This is a genomic window from Bradyrhizobium sp. UBA2491 (assembly GCF_002341725.1).
Taxonomy (GTDB): domain Bacteria; phylum Pseudomonadota; class Alphaproteobacteria; order Rhizobiales; family Xanthobacteraceae; genus Bradyrhizobium.
Genome location: NZ_DDOP01000009.1, coordinates 32,250 through 51,698 on the forward strand (window position 1 = coordinate 32,250; position 19,449 = coordinate 51,698).

General features: G+C 62.2%; 10 protein-coding genes. 8 read left to right on the forward strand and 2 right to left on the reverse strand.

Annotated features, from left to right (window positions below; all coding sequences use genetic code 11):
- Nucleotides 1–58 precede the first annotated feature (58 nt).
- The gene (locus B2W55_RS02790) at nt 59–1,135 is read right to left on the reverse strand and encodes an amidohydrolase family protein (protein WP_024585006.1); all 1,077 of its coding nucleotides are present in this window, start codon (nt 1,133–1,135) and stop codon (nt 59–61) included.
- Between the two features lie 280 nt (nt 1,136–1,415).
- Here B2W55_RS02790 and B2W55_RS02795 point away from each other — a divergent pair, with 280 nt between their 5' ends.
- The 3 genes from B2W55_RS02795 (at nt 1,416) to B2W55_RS02805 (ending at nt 5,566) form a co-directional block, all read left to right on the forward strand.
- Nucleotides 1,416–2,486, forward strand: a complete 1,071-nt coding sequence (locus B2W55_RS02795; protein ID WP_244442341.1) for a substrate-binding domain-containing protein — start codon at nt 1,416–1,418, stop codon at nt 2,484–2,486.
- A gap of 123 nt (nt 2,487–2,609) precedes the next feature.
- Nucleotides 2,610–4,709 carry a molybdopterin oxidoreductase family protein gene (locus B2W55_RS02800; protein ID WP_024585004.1) on the forward strand — a complete coding sequence of 700 codons (2,100 nt, stop codon included), beginning with the start codon at nt 2,610–2,612 and terminating at the stop codon, nt 4,707–4,709.
- 77 nt (nt 4,710–4,786) lie between these two features.
- The gene (locus tag B2W55_RS02805; protein ID WP_024585003.1) at nt 4,787–5,566 is read left to right on the forward strand and encodes an enoyl-CoA hydratase/isomerase family protein; all 780 of its coding nucleotides are present in this window, start codon (nt 4,787–4,789) and stop codon (nt 5,564–5,566) included.
- A 51-nt stretch (nt 5,567–5,617) separates the two neighbouring features.
- Here B2W55_RS02805 and B2W55_RS02810 read toward each other — a convergent pair whose 3' ends face one another.
- Complete coding sequence (locus tag B2W55_RS02810; protein ID WP_145987247.1) at nt 5,618–6,889, reverse strand: hypothetical protein; 1,272 nt, start codon at nt 6,887–6,889, stop codon at nt 5,618–5,620.
- Between the two features lie 2,307 nt (nt 6,890–9,196).
- On the opposite strand from B2W55_RS02810, the gene B2W55_RS02820 reads away from it, so the two are divergent.
- From B2W55_RS02820 to B2W55_RS02840, 5 genes are all read left to right on the forward strand, one after another.
- The gene (locus tag B2W55_RS02820) at nt 9,197–11,323 is read left to right on the forward strand and encodes a ParB/RepB/Spo0J family partition protein (RefSeq protein WP_100555230.1); all 2,127 of its coding nucleotides are present in this window, start codon (nt 9,197–9,199) and stop codon (nt 11,321–11,323) included.
- 159 nt (nt 11,324–11,482) lie between these two features.
- Nucleotides 11,483–15,832 carry a strawberry notch-like NTP hydrolase domain-containing protein gene (locus B2W55_RS02825; protein WP_100555229.1) on the forward strand — a complete coding sequence of 1,450 codons (4,350 nt, stop codon included), beginning with the start codon at nt 11,483–11,485 and terminating at the stop codon, nt 15,830–15,832.
- A gap of 1 nt (nt 15,833) precedes the next feature.
- The gene (locus B2W55_RS02830) at nt 15,834–16,910 is read left to right on the forward strand and encodes a DUF7146 domain-containing protein (RefSeq protein ID WP_100555228.1); all 1,077 of its coding nucleotides are present in this window, start codon (nt 15,834–15,836) and stop codon (nt 16,908–16,910) included.
- 299 nt (nt 16,911–17,209) lie between these two features.
- Nucleotides 17,210–18,148, forward strand: coding sequence for a DUF2493 domain-containing protein (locus tag B2W55_RS02835; RefSeq protein ID WP_100555227.1), 939 nt, complete (start codon nt 17,210–17,212; stop codon nt 18,146–18,148).
- A 189-nt stretch (nt 18,149–18,337) separates the two neighbouring features.
- Nucleotides 18,338–18,847, forward strand: coding sequence for a hypothetical protein (locus B2W55_RS02840; protein ID WP_371412491.1), 510 nt, complete (start codon nt 18,338–18,340; stop codon nt 18,845–18,847).
- Nucleotides 18,848–19,449: the final 602 nt, after the last annotated feature.

A 19,449-nucleotide genomic window follows, 5' to 3' on the forward strand; every position in this document is an offset into this window, starting at 1 on the left:
CGGCGTACGCCGAGGCGCGACGTCGGCAATCGGATTGTTCGGCAGCCGGCTGTCGTGGTTACGCGACAATGTCGAGCAGCTTTGCTGCGGTCCGTCCAAGAATGTTGGCTTTTTCGTCGTCGCTCAAAGACGAGCAGGCGAAGATGTGGTCGACCGGTGCCAGTTGCCATGGATAGGGATAGTCGCTTCCCAACACGATCTGGCCGGCGCCGACCTGGGCGGCAAGATGCCGGATGGCTTCAGGCGTGAAGATCAGGGAATCGAAATAGATCTGCTTCAGATACTCCGTCGGTGCCTTCCGGAGCTTGATCTCCGGATTGCATCCCTTCGGACCGACCAGGCAGGCATGGTCCGAGCGGTCGGAGGGGAGGTAGCCGCCGCCATGTGCGGCGATGATCTTCAATCCCGGGAAGCGGTCCAGCGTGCCTTCGAAGATCAGATGAGAGAGCGCGATCGTGGTCTCGAGCGGGTTGGCAATGGTGTTGCCCAGCCAACCATTGCCTGACAGCCGCTTGTTCAATTCGGGCATGCCCTGCGGATGGATGAACAGGGGGACACCGAGTTCCTCGGCCCTGGCCCATACCGGATGAAATTTCGGATCGGAGAACTCGACGCCATCGACGACACCGCCGATCGCCGCCCCTTTCAGGCCCTGCTTCTTGATCGCCGTCTCCAGTTCCTGCGCCGCGAGATCGGGCGCTTGCAGCGTCAGCGAGGCGAAAGCCGCGAACCGGTCGGGCTTCGCGGCGCAGAGTTCGGCGAGCTTTTCATTCTGGATTTTCACGATCTTCGCGGCGAGATCGCGATCGCGGTCGTACCAGAACGGATTGATCGAGAGCACCTCCATGTCGACGGCCTGCGCGTCCATTGCAGCCAGGCGCTTGTCGATCGCGATGAAGGCCTCCGCGGCGCCGTTGACCGGCGGCAATTGAAACCTTGCGGCGTCCGCGCCGAGCAGGGCTCCCGCCTCGCGGAAGTGGCAATGCGCGTGGATGTCGATCGTCTTGACACGCTTGCCATTGACGGTGACCGGCAGCTTTTGGCGCGATTGTTGTGCATTCGCATTGTGCATCAGCCCGCAACTGCAAAACACGATGCCGGCTGCTGCCTTCAGCACATCCCGTCTCGTCGCCATGACGTTCGTCTCCCTTGGTCTTGTTATGGACGGGGAGCGTAAGGACGGGGGTTGACTGCCGCAAGGCTACACGCGGTGCGTGTCGCGCAGTGTTGATCCGCTTGGTCCGGCGCAATCCCAGTCCTTGCGATGATGTTTTCCCCCAACTTTAGTCTTGTTTCTCCCTCAAGAGTCTCGCTGCAACCTGAAGCGTCCGTCGACGACGGACTCCGTCTTCACGTGTCGGAATAACGGCGGGACGACGGTGTACTCAACTTCGTCATCGCGTGCGGGGAACCATATGAGGAAGCATTCTGGGCTGTCGCGCCGCGATATGCTGAAGGGTAGCGGTGCCGTGCTGGCAGGGGCTGCCCTTTCGACGCGCGTAATGGCCGCGGCGCCGCCAGCCGAGCCGGTGACCCCGGCGCTGATCGAGGCAGCGAAGAAGGAAGGCGAGGTCGTCTATTACACTTCGACCGATCTGCCGGTCGCGGAGAAGTTGGCGAAGGCGTTCGAGGCGAAATATCCCTACATCAGCGTACGCGTCGAGCGCACCGGCGCGGAGCGCGTGTTCCAGCGGGTCGGCCAGGAATATTCCAGCAACATTCACGCGGTCGACGTCGTCAACTCGTCCGACGCCGCGCATTTCATCGTCTGGAAACGTGACGGCATTCTCGCACCTTATGTCCCGGAGGAAGTCGCAAAATACTATCCGGAGGAGCATCGCGATCCGGATGGTCAGTTTGCCAGCTTCCGGGTCTGGCTGTCGATCATTGCCTACAACACCAATCTCGTGAAAGCCGAAGAGGCGCCAAAAAGTTTTGCCGATCTGCTCGATCCGAAATGGAAGGGCAAGATCGTCAAGGCGCATCCCGGCTACAGCGGCACCATCATGACCGCGACTTATCAGATGCAGCGCGATCTCGGCTGGAGCTTTTTCGAGCAGCTCGCCAAGCAGAACATCATGCAGGTGCAGTCCTCGACGGATCCGCCGAAGAAGCTCGATCTCGGCGAGCGCGCTGTCATGGCCGATGGCAACGAGTACAACATCTTTCAGATGAAGGAGATGAGCCGCCCGGTCGAGCCGGTTTACGCCACCGAGGGGTCGCCGCTCATCGTCGGCCCGAACGGCATCTTCAAGGACTGTCCGCATCCGAACGCCGCGAGGTTGTTTCAATCCTTCGCGCTCGGGCGTGAGGGGCAGCAGCTCAATATCGAGATCGGCGGCCTCCGCTCGGTCCACGCGCAGGTCAAGGAGAAGGCTGGACGACGACCGCTGAAAGACATCAAGACGATGAAGGATGACCCTGCGGCGGTGGAGCGGGAAGGGGAATCGATCAAGGCGCGTTACAGCCGTATCTTCCGGGTCTGACGGAGGGGTTGGCCCAGCGGTTGGATCCGGGGCGCCTGCTGCATGGCTTCTGTCCGGTTTTCGCCCAGGCTGGGTCAATAATGCCCCTCGGCGGAGCCGGGATTTGATGGTACCAATCTGGCCATGAACCAGCATGCCAAGGTCGACATCCGCCATTCCACCTGTCCGCACGACTGCCCCTCGGCCTGTGCGCTCGACGTCGAGGTGATCGAGGGCCGCTCGATCGGTAGGGTGCGCGGCTCCAAGCTGCAGACCTACACCGCCGGCGTCGTCTGCGCCAAGGTCGCGCGTTACGCGGAGCGGATCCATCACGCCGAACGGCTGATGTACCCGCTGCGTCGGACCGGCGCGAAGGGGTCCGGCCAGTTCGTGCGAATTTCATGGGACGAGGCGCTGGACGAGATCGCGGCGCGTTTCGATGCCGCCGAGCGGGAGTTCGGTGCCGAGTCGGTCTGGCCTTATTACTACGCCGGCACCATGGGGCTGGTGATGCGCGACGGCCTCAATCGCCTCTCGCATGTGAAGAAGTATTCGCGCTTCTACGGCACGATTTGCTCGACCATCGCGCGCATCGGCTTTGCGGTCGGCACCGGCAAGGTCGCCGGCGTCGATCCCCGCGAGATGGGCGTCTCCGACCTCGTCGTGATCTGGGGCACCAATCCGGTCAACACCCAGGTCAACGTGATGACGCACGCGTCCCGCGCCCGCAAGGAGCGCGGTGCCAAGATCGCGGCGATCGACGTCTACAACAACGAGACCATGAAGCAGGCCGACATCAAGATCCTGCTGCGGCCCGGCACCGATGGCGCGTTCGCCTGCGCCGTGATGCATGTGCTGTTCCGCGAGGGATTGGCCGACCGCGATTATCTGGCGCGCTATACCGATTGCCCCGACGAGCTGGAGGCGCACCTGAAGACCCGCACGCCGGAATGGGCGTCGGCGATCTCAGGCGTGCCGGTCGAGGAGATCGAAGCCTTCGCGCAGCTGGTCGGCACCACCAAGCGCTCGTTCTTCCGCCTCGGCTACGGTTTCACCCGCAGCCGCAATGGCGCCGCCCAGATGCACGCCGCGCTGTGCATCCCCGCGGTGACCGGCGCCTGGCAATATGAGGGCGGCGGTGCGTTCTTCAACAATGCCGGGATCTGGCGCTTCGACGAATCCATCATCGAAGGCCACGACGCGATCGATCCCGCGACGCGCGTTCTCGATCAGTCCAAGATCGGCCGCGTCCTGACCGGCGATGCCGAGGCGCTGAAGGGCGGTGGCCCGGTCAAGGCGATGCTGATCCAGAACACCAATCCAATGACGGTGGCGCCCGAGCAGGCGCTGGTGCGACAGGGCTTTGCCCGCGAGGACCTGTTCGTCGCGGTGCACGAGCAGTTCATGACCGAGACGGCGCAGATGGCCGACATCGTGCTGCCGGCGACCATGTTCATGGAGCACGACGACCTCTATTACGGCGGCGGCCATCAGCACATCTCGGTCGGCCCCAAGCTGATCGATCCGCCCGGCGAGTGCCGCTCCAATCACGAGGTGATGCAGGGCCTCGGCCGCCGGCTCAACGCCGTGCATCCGGGCTTCGACATGACGGCGCGCGAATTGATCGATGCGACGCTGAAGAAGAGCGGCCATGGCGATATCGAGAAGCTCGAGGCCGATATCTGGCGCGACCTGCAACCAGATTTTCGCACCTCGCATTATCTCGACGGCTTTGCGCATCCTGACAAGAAATTCCACTTCAGGGTCGATTGGGGCAAGGTCCCGGTCGGTTCGGGAGGGTTGATGGGGGCGTGGGACAAGATGCCCTCGCTGCCCGATCACTGGACGATCATCGAGGAGGCGGATGCGCAGCACCCGTTCCGGCTTGCGACGTCGCCCTCGCGCAGCTTCCTCAACACCAGTTTCAACGAAACGCCGTCGTCGCAGGCCCGCGAGGGCGCGCCGACGGTGATGATCCATCCGGACGATGCGGCAGGACTCTCGATCGCCGACGGTGACGCGGTGACGCTCGGCAACATGCGCGGCGAGACCACGCTGACCGCAAAACTGTTCGATGGCGTTCGCCGCGGCGTGCTGATCGCCGAATCGATCCATCCGAACAAGTCGCATATCGGCGGCCGCGGCATCAACATGCTGACCGGGGCCGAAGCCGTCGCGCCGGTCGGCGGTGCTGCGTTCCACGACAACAAGGTCTGGATCAGGAAGGCGCCAGCCGCGGCATAATCCTGCTTGCAGTCGGCGCCGATCCTGCCGCAAATGTGGGCTGACAACGGCTCACAGCAAGAAACCGGGCAGGAAACATGACCGATAACAGCGTCCTCTTGGAAAAGCGCGGGCAGGCGCTCTGGATCACCATCAACCGCCCGGACAAACGCAACGCGCTTAATGCCGGTGTGATCGCAGGCATCGCCAAGGGCTATCGCGATGCCCATGACGACAAGGACGTGCGCGTCATCGTGCTGACCGGCGCGGGAGACAAGGCGTTCTGCGCCGGCGCCGATCTGCAGAACAGCGGCGCGGCGTTCTCGATGGATTTCTCGCGGCCGAATGTCGACTACGCCGACCTGTTGCGGCTGTCGCAGAACGCGACCAAGCCCGCGATCGCGCGGGTCGGCGGCGTCTGCATGGCGGGCGGCATGGGGCTGTTGTGCATGACCGACATGGCGGTCGCCGCCGATCATGTGATCTTCGGGCTGCCTGAGGTGAAGGTCGGCGTGTTTCCGATGCAGGTGCTGAGCCTGCTGCAATCGATCGCGCCGCCGCGCCTGGTCAACGAATGGGCGCTGACCGGCGAGCCGTTCGACGCCAGCGCCGCCCAGGCCGCCGGCCTTCTCAACCACGTCGTACCGGCGGCGGAGCTCGATGCCAAGGTCGATTGGCTGATCGGCCGCATCGTCGACAAGTCGCCGACCGCGATCCGTCGCGGCAAATACGCCATGCGCGCGATCGCCTCGATGTCGTTCGACGAAAGCATCGCCTACACCGAGAGCCAGATCGCGCTGCTCGCGATGACCGAGGACGCCAAGGAAGGCCTCAAGGCCTTCGGCGAGAAGCGAAAACCGTCATGGACGGGGCGATAGGCTGAAGGATTGAAACTCCTTTAGCTGAGAATAGGGCGCGTGCCTGGGCGATCAGAGGTCAGAAGTGTCCTTTACCGAATCGATCGGAGAAATAGGAGTGAGAGTACCACCTAGCAAAGCTCCCGTTCTGGTTCGCTCCTCCCGGCGCTTTTTAGCAGCAGCAATCAACTGTTTCTGCGTCCGCTTAGCGTAGGTCGGGAGCTGATGTCTCGAGCGATGACGACCGGCGGTACGTAGTTCAGCATCCGTGAGATCGCTGTCGGCCCCCTCCGTGAACCCACCATGCCGAAAGGACGTGAATGATAGCTCTTTTCGCAGTCCAGCTGCTATGATTATCTTTTTGACGACGTGCCGAAGGTATCGCAGATCCTTGCGCTCAGTAATCCACGGAACCAGATCGGATGACTTGCGATGAGCATGATCACGCCGAAAGACCAATCCAAAGGCAATTCTGTCCTTGAGAGCATCAAGCTCTGCCATCAGTTCAGGAAACAATGAATGCCGTCTCTCATCGAATAGCGGCCACCAGGCTTCTTCGCCGTTCTTTGGATGCACAATCTTCACGCTATCGGGCCGCTCTTTCGGCCGATAGTGCGCATTTTCGAAAGCGCCAAATATATGTTCTTCGCGTTGCAGCCATTCCCAGGAGAGCAATGCAGCGGTTGCGACCGAATGGTACCCCAATCTGCTTGCAGCTCGCCTGAACAGAACAAGTTCTTCCCACGTTGCCGTCGGCGTCTCGCGCACCGATTGGCCGGGGCCGCGCGATTTTAGACCCATCCGCGCGAACGGGTTGACTGGCGGCACAGTCGCCTCTTGAGCGCGCTGACCAACGTACCAAGCCCTCCTGCAAGCGGTCATGGCCGCATTTGCGAACCGACGACGCTCACGCTTGACGATCTTTCCCCATTTGTCTTTATGCTCGACGACGAGCAGGTTCGCGTAGATCGCGTCGACAAATCCTTTTGTGAAATCAGCGAGTTGCTTTGAGCCTGCGCGGCTGCCATCGCTCAATTCATGGCTTGCGAAGAGCGCTAACCCTTGGCCATATAATCGTTGGGTCTTGAAATCGATCTCGGCCCATTTCTGGTGCGCCTTGAAGACGCTGACCAGCCAATCGAACGTGCCAAGTGCAGGGGAAGCTGGGACCATATCGGTCAGACCGTTAGATCGCCAGCTGTCAAAGGCCGGCAGCAGAATATTCTCGGCTCTATCAACAGCGATCGCTTGGTCTTGCCCCAATGCTTCGGCATGGACAGGGCATCCCTCTTGGCGCGCCCATGTAGGCGGTTCGAAATAATATCCACATTGACCGCTTTTCAATGGCCTCAATCGGCAGTACCGGGGAAGCTTCAATGCTGCAAAGCTCGGGGTCTTACGAGGGAAGCTAGATCCTCACCTACGATTCCATCTCGATTGACGCCGGAACGCGGGCTTGTGAAAAGATCGATCGCGGCCTTGGACCAAACTGGTTGTCGGGCCCGCCCGATCCCACGATACGCGACTGGCGGTGGTGCCTCCCCGCGTCTTACGGCTCGCGCGAGTTCACGTGTGTTGGTGAAATCCAGATATGCTGCGGCCATGTCGGCCAGCATGAGGGCCGGCCACGCTCCGATAGGTGGATAGCGAGCCGGAATAATTACACGATGCGTCATGCCGTCTGTTATCCGATCACCTGAACATTCCAATCGGAGCTTGCAAAGCTGGCAAAACAAGGAATCAATTCTCGAACGAGGTGATTAGCGGCTTTGGCGTGCAAAAAGGTAGGTGGACGAGGTCTGCCTAAGTCAGACAAAGTTCCGCCATGGGCGAGTCTCGGAGAGCCGATTTGTCTAATTGATCGACGATCGCAAAACTGAAGGGCTATCCTCCGCCTTACGCTCGCGTTGTCATGCTGAGCCGCTCAGCGAGAGTCAGCTGAATCTAGCATGTTATGGGGGTTCGTTCTGACTGCCGTGTTGGAAAATCAGCGGATGTCACCCTGTTCGGACTCATCTTGTCGGAATAGCGCGTACTGCAGGTGAATTCACATCTGCGTATTGAGCAATGATCACCGCGCTCGTCGTCATGCAAGCCTGCGGTCTGTTTGGCAGGCAGCAGTGTGACGGTTCGAGCGCTTATCTGATTGATCCACAACGGGAACGCTTCGCTTGCAAGGAGGTCTGAGTTGGGGACGGTCACATGATGATCGTTCGCCGGAAGCTCAAAATGGTGGTCTCTTGGGCGCCGCTTGAAGCGGCCGGGCTCTCGTGAACCGTGCCGCTCGCTTTACGGCCCTCGCGAGCGTCGATCTCTCGCGCTAAGGAGTTCGATCACATTTTTCGGAAAAAGCGAAATTTAGCTGGACGTGATGACCAACTCACGCGTATCTTGAATGCTTAAGTATGAGGTGAGCCGTGATGACAGATCAGCAGATGAGATCGTCGGACCTCGTCGAAATCGCGCGTAGGAGCGGTGATTTTCGCAAGCACTATGGTGTTGCACTCGGAGCATTTCTATATCTCAGTTCGATCAGCGCCGCGCGGCCGCGCTCGATCTGGTGGGGTGGTGTGCTGACAGCCCTGATCGGAGCAGCGGCTGTGTGGCTGAAATCCCGAGGCGGTGGGACTTGACTCCCGGACCATCGGAAAGGGATCGAAATGTGTCGCTCGCCGGGGGCTCTCGCGTTAGGGGACGTCGGCACTGCATGCCAGCGCCGTTATCACTGCCCCAAACGCGGGTGCCCCTCTTGCCGGTCTTGCGACTGCAGTCGCCTCCGTGGGCGTGGGGTGATATTCGGAGGCGCTGCTGGCAGGTGTTGTCGAGCAATCGCTCTGCCACATCCTTCCAGACCGCGTTGCGGCCATACAATCGGACGGCGTCGGCGGTCTGGATTTCCACGATCCGCTCGCAGCGGCGGCAGGAGATTCGCAGCATGTGACTTTGAATCTCGCAAAGACGTCGCTGCCGCCTCTCGGCTCCGGTCTCGTCAGCGCGAGGGTCTTTCAGGATCGCGCGAACCCGCATCTTGGAGAAATCGTGCTGTTTGGAGGGGCGCCCGGCGGGCGGTACGCGACGCCAACGTTTCGCTTAACCTTCAATTATGCAGCCAATAGCGAGAGAGTAGGGCGCGTCCGCGAGCCGCGGACCGGGCTCTCGTGAACCCAGCCGCTCACGCGTCTCGGCCGTCCGGCTTCGATCCCTCGCGCGATACGGTGTCGCTCGCCGGAGGCACTCGCGCTAGGGGCCGCCGGCATTGCATGCCGGCGTCGCTATCACTGCCCCGAACGCGGGTGCCTTGTTGAACCGGTCTCGCGACTGCAGTCGTCTCGGTGCCCGCGGGCATTGCATGCCCGCGTCGCTATCACTGCCCCTTCGTCGGCTGCCTCTTTCTCTTGCCTCCGCTTCGCTTCGGCAGACATTTTCCACCCCTGATGGCGGGACGCACCGAAAATCGGCACTAGGCGCAGTCAGCACAATGTTCGCGGATGGGAGTTTCGATATGCTGGGTTTTGTCTTGCCAAAGATTCGAACGCAAGGTTGCACGATCCGGAGTTCGAGCGGCAGAGAGTGAGAGGAGTGCGGGTGTGTCTGTGACGGGTTTGGAGGTCGAGAGAGAGTCTTTCGGCCACCCGTCGCGGAGAATCCGATATGGCAAGCGCCGTTCAGAAGATCAAACTCAGCCCCTCCCGTGATATTCCCTTCAACAAGCTGGTGCTCAGCCAGTCCAACGTCCGGCGTATCAAGGCCGGTGTCTCGATCGAGCAACTGGCAGAGAGCATAGCTCAGCGCACGCTGCTCCAGAGCCTCAGCGTTCGTGTGGTTGTCGACGCCGACGGCCAGGAAACCGGTATGTTCGAGGTTCCGGCTGGTGGACGCCGCTACCGCGCACTCGAACTCCTGGTCAAGCAGAAGCGCATGGCGAAAACGCAACCTGTACCGTGCGTAATCAGGGATGGTGGCATCGCCGAGGATGATTCCCTCGCCGAGAATGACGAGCGGGTCGGCCTGCATCCGCTCGATCAGTTCCGCGCGTTCAAGCTGCTGTGCGACGGTGGCATGCGCGAGGAGGACATCGCCGCGCGACACTTCGTCTCGCCCGCGATCGTCAAGCAGCGACTGCGGTTGGCATCAGTGTCGCCGAAGCTGCACGACGTCTATGCCGACGATGGCATGACGCTCGAACAGTTGATGGCCTTCTCGGTCACAGCCGATCAGGCGCGCCAGGAGCAGATCTGGGACAACGTCAGCAGATCCGGCAATGACGAGCCATATCAGATCCGGCGGATGTTGACGGAGAACACCGTGCGCGCTTCCGACCGTCGCGCCCAGTTCGTCGGACTCGCTGCCTACGAGCAGTCCGGCGGGTCCGTGATGCGCGATCTGTTCGCCCACGACGATGGCGGCTGGTTGCAGGATGTGCCACTGCTCGATCGTCTCGCTACCGAAAAGCTGAAGGCCGAGGCGGAGACGATCGCGGCCGAGGGCTGGATGTGGATCGAGGTGGCCGTCGATTTCCCCTACGGCCACACCAGGGGCCTGCGCGAACTCGTCGGTGAACCGGTGGATATGACGGAGGCGGAGCGAGCGACGCTTGACGCGCTCAATGCCGAATACGCCAAGATAGAGCTGGACTACCAGGATGCCGACGAACTGCCTGATGAGATCGATCAGCGTCTTTCGGAGATCGAGGCGGCTCGTTCCGTCCTGGAATCTCGACCACTCGTCTACGAGCCGGCCGAGATCGCGCGTGCCGGCGTGTTCGTGAGCATTGATAGCGAAGGTCACCTGTCGATCGACCGCGGCTACGTGCGGCCAGAGGATGAGGCCCCCGCGGTCGTCGATCCCGAAGCCGAAGGACGGGACGACGGAGTGGTCGATGGTGCAACGAGGGCCAGCGGCACAGTCCAGCGTGGCGTGATCACCGTCGCCGGCTCGCCGGTCGAGCCTGCTGACGAGGACGAAGACGACGCGATCAAGCCGCTGCCGGATCGGCTGATCACGGAGCTGACCGCACATCGCACGCTGGCATTGCGCAATGCGTTGGCAAACGATCCGGCCGTTGCCTTCCAGGCAGTACTGCATAATTTCGTGCTGGCGGCGTTCTATCGCTTTGCGTCGTCGAGCGGTTGCCTCGAGCTCGCGATCCGTACACCTGTATTCCCGGCCCAGGCGCCGGGTCTGAAGGAAAGCGCGTCGGCGCAAGCCATCGATATCAGGCACGATGGTTGGAAAGCCCGCCTACCCAAGGATGAAGGAGATTTATGGGGCGCTCTCACTGCGCTTGACGGGAAGGAGCAGGCCGCGCTGTTTGCTCATTGCGCGTCATCCGCGGTCAACGCGCTCCATGAGCCAGCCAACCGCTACAATGAAGGCCGGATCTCCGCGCATGGCGTTCGCCAGCGGCTCGGCCAAGCCGATGTCTTGGCTCGTGCCGTTGGACTCGACATGGTGAGGGCTGGCTGGAAGTCGACCGTCGATAACTATCTCGGCCGCGTCACCAAGCCCCGCATCCTCGAAGCGGTGCGCGAGGCCAAGGGCGAGCAATCGGTGCAGCTCATCGACCACCTCAAGAAGGGCGACATGGCCCGCGAGGCCGAGCGGTTGCTCGATGGTACGGGTTGGCTGCCCGAGCCGCTCCGTCTCGTGGAGATCGATGCCATGGGGCAAGACACCGATGGGGAAGCGGAGGGGTTACCCGAATTCCTCGCAGCGGCCGAGGATGAAGCGGCGGCTGATGCCGAAGAGGAGCAGCCGCAGATCATTGCTGCAGAGTGATCTGCGCTTGCGGGGCGGCCTCAGTCGCCCCGCAAGCCATGTCCACTGCGAACACCGGCCCTGGAGAGGAAGAGGGTGGCCGGCAAGGATTTGAGCCGGCGCGGTCAAGAGAGAGCGCCCGGCGGCTCAATCCTTCCCGGCTCTTTCGAGGTTATCCAGATGACACCGACTTCCACCTCCGTGACCGCTGTTGCGGCTGCGCCGCTTTCCGTTGTGTCCAGTTCTGTGGCGAAGGCCGGCGCGATCGCCGTGGCCGCGCAACATCTTCATCTGCATCTCGAGCGCGGGCAGCGCATCGACGCGCCCGCGTTGCGCGCGGCGATGAAAAACGCCTTTGGTGCCTCCGATATCGACGGCGGATGGGACTGGAAGACGGCTTACGACGCCTGTGAAGCAGCCACGGTCCTGTTCCTTCGCAAGTTCGGTCCGGCTATGCGCGCGCGGGCCGCTTCACCCGCCGCGATGCTGCCGATGCTGGCCAAGATCGCCAGCCTTCTTCCCACTCACACCCGCCGCTCCGAAGAGAGCGAGGCGCTTCAGCAGTTCAGCACACCTATCGTGCTTGGGCTCGCGGTCAGCACCGCTGCCGCGATCACCCCTGATGACATCGTGCTGGAGCCTTCGGCAGGGACCGGTCTACTGGCCGTCCTGGCTGAGTTGTCGGGCGCGTCGCTCGTTCTCAACGAACTCGCCGACACCCGCGCGGAGCTTCTTTCGCTCCTCTTTCCCCGGATCATTGCTACGCGCTTCGATGCCGCGCATATCGACGATCATCTCGGCACCGGTATCACTCCGAGCGTCGTGCTGATGAACCCGCCATTCTCGGCCATCACCAACGTCGATCGCCGCGTGGCCGACACCGCCATGCGGCACATCGCGTCAGCCCTGACGCGGCTCCCCGAAGGCGGCCGGCTGGTCGCAATCACCGGGGCGCGTTGTTCCGCGGACAATCCGGTCTGGCGGGATGCTTTCGTCCGATTGCAGGAACGCGGGCGCGTTGTCTTCAGCGCCGCCATTGCTGGCGCGGTCTTCGCCAAGCACGGCACTGCTGTCGAGACGCGGCTGACCGTCATAGACCGGTTGCCTGCGGACGATGCGACAGCGTTCCCGCCGTCGCCTGGCATGGCGCCGGATACTGCCACATTGCTCGGCTGGGTTACGGAACGCGTTCCAGCACGGTTACCGATCGCTACGGCTGTTGCTGCTCCGGCCAAGGCACGTCCGGTCATTCCGCGGACAGTCCGCGCCTGCGCTATGCGCCCGTCCACCATCGCGGCGCCGACATCGGATCTCCGAGCCGTTGAACTCGCCTATGAGGCCGTTGCTTGGACACCGGCTGAGGGTGGCCGGATCACCGAGGCGCTTTACGAGGAATACGCACTTCAGTCGATCCGTATTCCCGGCTCTCAGTCACATCCGACCAGGCTGGTCCAGTCGGCCGCGATGGCGTCGGTGGCGCCGCCGGTCCCGTCCTATCGGCCGCACCTTCCGGCTGAAATCATCACCAACGGTTTGCTGTCCGATGCGCAGCTTGAATCCGTCATCTATGCCGGAGAAGCCCACTCCCAGTTCCTTGCGGGATCATGGAGTGTTGACGAGACGTATGACTTCGTCTGCGCCGCGCGCGATGGTGCGGAGGGCGCCGTGCAATTCCGGCGTGGCTGGTTTCTCGGCGACGGTACGGGGGCAGGCAAGGGCCGTCAGGTCGCAGGCATCCTGCTCGACAATTGGCTGAAGGGCCGCCGCCGCGCCGTCTGGATCAGCAAGTCCGACAAATTGATCGAGGACTCCCAGCGCGACTGGTCGGCGCTCGGCATGGAACGGCTGCTGGTGACGCCGTTGTCGCGTTTTCGCCAGGGCATGCCGATCCGCCTGGAGCAAGGCGTCCTTTTCACCACCTATGCCACGCTGCGCTCCGACGCGCGTGATGAGAAGGTTTCGCGGGTCAAACAGATCGTGGAATGGGTGGGCGCCGATTTCGACGGTGTCATCATCTTCGACGAGTCTCACGCGATGCAGAACGCCGCGGGCGGAAAAGGTGAACGCGGCGATCAGGCTGCGTCGCAGCAGGGCCGCGCGGGGCTTCGCCTTCAGCATGCCCTGCCGAACGCCCGTATCGTCTATGTTTCTGCAACCGGGGCCACCACGGTTCACAACCTCGCCTACGCCCAGCGTCTCGGGCTCTGGGGCGGCGAGGACTTTCCGTTTGCGACGCGCAACGAGTTCGTGGAGGCAATCGAGGCGGGAGGCGTCGCGGCGATGGAGGTGCTGGCGCGCGACCTCAAGGCGCTCGGTCTCTACGCGGCGCGGTCGCTGTCCTATGAAGGCATGGAATATGAGCTGATCGAACATCAGCTCACCGTGGAGCAAATCCGCATCTATGACGCTTATGCCGGCGCATTCTCGATCATCCATAACAATCTCGATGCGGCGATGCGAGCGGCCAACATTATCGGCGCGACGGGAACACTGAACGCGCAGGCAAAATCCGCGGCCAGATCGGCTTTTGAATCGGCGAAACAGCGCTTCTTCAACCATCTCATTACGGCGATGAAGACGCCATCGCTCATCGCGTCCGTTGAGCGCGATCTGAGGGACGGTCATGCCGCTGTGATCCAGATCGTCTCGACCGGTGAGGCGTTGATGGAACGCCGGCTTGCCGAGATCCCGACCGAGGAATGGGGCGACGTTCAGGTCGACATCACACCGCGCGAATATGTGCTGGATTATTTGGCGCACAGCTTCCCGACTCAACTCTACGAGCCGTTTACCGATAGCGAAGGTAACCTGTTATCGCGTCCGGCCTTCCGGGATGGCCAACCGGTGCAATGCCGGGACGCCGTCGCGCGTCGGGACCACTTGATCGAGAAGCTGGCGTCGTTGACGCCGGTTCATGGCGCCCTCGATCAGATCGTGCAGCGGTTTGGTACTGACATCGTGGCCGAGGTGACGGGCCGCTCTCGCAGGATCGTTCGCAAGCGAGGGGGTGATGGGGTCGATCGATTGGTCGTCGAGAACCGCGTCGGCTCCGCCAACCTTGGCGAAACCCAAGCCTTCATGGACGACGTCAAACGCATCCTCGTCTTCTCGGACGCAGGCGGCACCGGCCGCTCCTATCATGCCGAACTGTCGGCGAAGAATCGAAGGTTGCGCGTGCATTACTTGCTCGAAGCCGGATGGAAGGCGGATGCCGCCATCCAGGGATTGGGCCGCACCAACCGCACCAACCAGGCGCAGCCGCCCCTGTTTCGACCCATCGCCACCAATGTGAAGGCTGAAAAACGGTTTCTCTCAACTATTGCGCGGCGTCTCGACACGTTGGGCGCCATTACCAAGGGCCAGCGCCAGACCGGTGGACAAGGCCTGTTCCGCCCCGAAGACAATCTCGAAAGTCACTACGCACGCGATGCGTTGCGTCAGCTCTACGTCCTGCTGGTCGCCGGCAAGGTCAGGGATTGTTCGCTTCAAGCGTTCGAAGACTCGACCGGGCTGAAGCTCACCGATCTGAATGGGATTCGGGATGAGTTGCCGCCGATCACGACATTCCTGAACCGCCTGCTGGCGTTGACCATCGATCTTCAGAACATCCTGTTCACTGCGTTCGAGCAACTGCTGACCGCTCGGATCGAGGGCGCAGTTGCGTCCGGTACCTATGATGTTGGATTGGAGACGTTGAAGGCCGAGAGTTTTGTGGTCTCCAGCCGGCAGACGATTTACAGCCATCCCGGCACGTCCGCCGAGACACGGCTGCTGACCGTTGTCCAACGCGAACGTAACCGTCCGGTTACGCTCAATGAGGCGCTCGATCGCATCTCCGATCCCCGCGCGGTTCTTCTGGTCAACGGCCAATCGGGCCGCGCCGCCGTGCAGGTCCCGGCCCGAAGTCTGATGCTGGACGATGGCGAAGTCGAACGCCGGGTCCGCCTCATCCGCCCGATGGATCACCACACTGTGTCGCTGGCAATGATGCCCCAGACCCACTGGGAGGAGACCGACCGGGACACCTTCGCCCGTATTTGGCAGGCCGAAGTCGCCGAAGTTCCGGAATTCACCGATAGCGAGATCCACATCGTCGCTGGTTTGCTGTTGCCGATCTGGAAGCGTCTGCCGAACGAGTCGACGCGAGTCTATCGTCTGCAAACCGACGCCGGCGAGCGCATCATCGGCCGCAAGGTGTCACCTGCGTGGGTAGCCACTGCGCTGGACGTCGGGTCATCGAGTCTTTCGCCGGACGCTGCTTTCACCGCCATGATCGATGGCAAGACCGTTCTCGATCTTGCCGAGGGACTTCAGCTCCGGCGCGTCCGCGTAATGGGTGCGAACCGGATCGAATTGACCGGTTTCTCAGAGCCGATGCGGGATCGACTGCGCGCCTACGGTCTGTTCAGCGAGATTATTTCGTGGAAGCTGCGCTTCTTTGTCCCGATCGATGGGACCGGCCCTGCGATCCTCGCCAAGGTTCTGGAGCGCTATCCGATTACGCGCGTCGCCGACCGCACGGCGGCATGACATGCCACGCAATGCGGCAGAACTGGCACACCGCCTTGCGCGCGAGGCCGAGGCGGTGTGCCGTCATTATCTCTCCAACGGGCGTCGCGTCGGCAATTACTGGCAGGTCGGCGACGTCCGAAACACGGCGGGTCGATCGATGTTTGTCCGCCTGAAGGGCGTCGACGCGGGCGGCCGCCCGGCGGGCAAATGGACCGACGCGGCAACGGGCGAGCACGGCGACCTACTCGACGTTATCAGGGTGAGTTGCGGCCTCGTCGATTTCCACGATGTTGCTGAGGAGGCAAGACGCTTCTTGAAACTGCCGCGATTCGAGCGGGGAGCGGATTATCGACCGCATTTGTCACCGGTACCGACCGGCTCACCGGAATCAGCGCGTCGGCTCTTCTCCATGTCGAGGCCAATTACCGGCACTGTCGTGGAAACCTATCTACGTCGACGCGGCATCACCGACTTGGACGGCATCGACAGCCTGCGATTCCATCCGCGCTGTTACTACCGTCCCGAGGTAGACGCCCCGACCGAAACCTGGCCCGCAATGATCGCTGCCGTGACCGACCTCCAGGGGCATATCACCGGCGCGCACCGCACCTGGCTCGATCCATCAGGGCGCGACAAGGCGCCAGTCGATACTCCACGTCGGGCGATGGGCCACCTTCTTGGGAACGCAGTTCGCTTCGGCCGAGCTAACGACGTGATGGCCGCGGGCGAGGGCATCGAGACAATGCTGTCACTCCGCTGTATCGCGCCCACCATGGCGATGGCTGCAGCGCTATCGGCAGCGCATCTCGGAGCCATCCTGTTCCCGGCATCACTGCGTCGGCTCTATGTCGTCCGTGACAACGATCCCGCGGGCGAGGGTGCAGTGACGGGACTGTTCGACCGGGCGCGGTCAGCCGGGATTGAGGCGATGGTGCTGTCGCCGCAGTGGGGCGATTTTAACGAGGATCTGCGGAACTTCAATACCAGCGCGCTGCATGCAGCTTTGCGACCCCAGCTCGCCCCTGAAGACGTGATCCGATTCTTGAGCACGAGCATTTGGACCGGAGCGGCTGACGAGGCCAACACGCCGGCCTGACGAGGCGCCGTCAATCCCGGGGCCTCTCCTCTTGCCGGAGAGGGCCGAGCCCACGGCCTTCTTGAGAGGGCGACCCTGCGGCAAGCGGTCCGGCCACGCAATGCCGGGAGCCGACTATTTTCCGTCGCGTCGCCAAGGCGGCGCTTTACATCGCGAGACAAAATAGCCGGCTCCCGGCATCCTTCGCTTCGCTACGGTCGCTGTCGCTACGCTCCGCGGTGCAGGTCCGGTCCGCCCGCCGCCTTTCGTCGCCACGAAGGCCGCGATGGGCGCGGCCGATCCGACCAAGGGAAATCACCATGACGACCGAGCACAACGAGGCAGACCACGAGTTGCCGCACGCCTCATCTCCGATCGATCACGTCCTCACCGAGCTCCAACTCCACGGCTACCGCCCCTTCCAGGACGAACCCGACCCGAGACCGCTGCCGGAAGCCCACATCGTCGCGGCCGCCGTCGCCGATATCTTTGACGCCCTTATCGTGAGCCTGAGCGACACTCGTCTCGAGCCCGACCTCAAGGACCTCTTATGGTCGACCGTCAATCTCTTCCACCGCGCCCACGAGCGCATCGAGCGCGAACTCGACGAGAACGAGAAAGCGCAAAAACGCAGCCAACGCGAGCAGGACGGCTCCGAAATACGCTCGGTCGAACTGGAGCGCCTCACCGCCGAGGGGACGACGCTGATCGAGCGGCGCAACAGCATCGAATACTTCCGCGAGCAGGCGGCCGAACACTTCGTTCGCCATACCGGATCGCACTGGCATCCCCGCAGCGGCTCAATGGTGAACCATCGCGTCTTGACCTCGGCAGTCATCGACAGCCGCGACTTCCTTGCCGCCAGACGCCGGACCGAGACTGAGGTGCTAATGCCTGCCGGGCCGAAGATCGCCTTCACGGGCGGGCTCGACTGCAACGATCACCGCCTGATATGGGACAAGCTCGATCAGGTTCATGCCAAACATCCAGACATGGTGCTCTTGCACGGCGGTTCGCCAAAGGGCGCCGAGCGTATCGCCGCTCGCTGGGCCGACCACCGCAAAGTTCCGCAAATCGCCTTCAAACCCGATTGGACCAAACATGCCAAGGCGGCACCTTTCAAGCGCAACGACCAGATGCTCGATGTGCTCCCCGTCGGCGTCATCGTCTTCCCCGGCACTGGCATTCAGGAGAACCTGGCCGACAAAGCACGAAAGCTCGGCATCCCCGTCTGGAAGTTGGGCAATGGTGGCGCGTAAGCGCCACCTCATCTGCGGTTGAAGCACGATCCATCGACCTACAGAGCGGCAATGTCCGCTTTGCACGCAATAGCGAACCGGCCACACGCGCTCGCTGCGCCTATTCGCCCCTAAGACTTGGCTGGCCAGTGCGACCCGTGATGGATTCCCAACGTCCGCGAGATCAGCTATTCCTAGAACTGCGCCGTGATGGTGGTGGAAAGCGTAACCCTTGCAACTATTGTTACGGGTCGTACCGCCATGATCATCATTGGAATCCTTCTCAATATTGTTGGGCTTGGTGCTGCCTGTTGGGCATTGTTTACGCTGGCGGTTTACGTGTTGCCATTTTTCATCAGCATGACCGCCGCGATGTACGCATATCAAGGTGGGATCGGTCCGATCACCGCCATCATCATCGGCTTCGTCGCGGCCGCATTCGGACTTTCGGCGGGGCGGCATCTCTTCTCAGTGACACGTTCTCCCGGTATCCGCCTTGTCGTTGCCCTCCTGTTCGCAGTTCCCGCGGCTTGGGCTGGCTACAATCTTGCTCTCAACCTCGCTCACATCGGCATTCCCTCAGAGCGATGGCACGAAGCGTTTGCGTTGGTCGGCGCCGTCGTCGTTGGAGGCACCGCATGGGCCCGTTTATCGAGTCTGGCAACTCCCACTCTCGGAGAGGGCGTCAGTGTTGGCTCGGCTCAGCCGCCTCTCAGATAGCCCTTGGGATCGCTGGCCAGGGACGGGTGACCGGATGGCGCTGCTTGTGTCCCTTGCTGGACTCGAGCGGAGGACGACCGACGCTGCGCGTGAACGAGAGATAGTCGCGGCCCTCGGTAGAGCGCTTCGGTTGGGTGACGACGACCTCGTCGCTGGACGGGAAGCCTGAGGCCTAAGCGTTTTCATTGGTCCAGTCGGTCTCGATAACGGTTGGCGGCCTTTCTGCACGCCAGGCGCTCTCCTTCTTCCCTTGGGGCTCAGAGCTCCTTGTCCGGGCCGATCTTTCGCTGGCACGTCTCGGAGATGCTGTTCAGCGCGCGCGAGCACCTTGCCTCTCATTGGCTTGATCTAGCCGAAGGCCGGCTACGCCTCGATCGCCTAAACCGCAATGGCGGCAGTGAGACTTTCTTCCCCTGGGCGTCGCCCATTCCTCGCGAGGCAAGAAAGTCTCCCCACCGCTATCCTCCGCTGCGCTGCGGCCCAAGAGGGTGCGGCGTCGATCGCCTTCGGCTTTCAGATCGCCATCGAGGTCGCGGTGGTCGCGGGCTCGGAAACAGCAAGGAGAAGTAACATGGCAAACATCTGTCATTCGGCCTGCAATA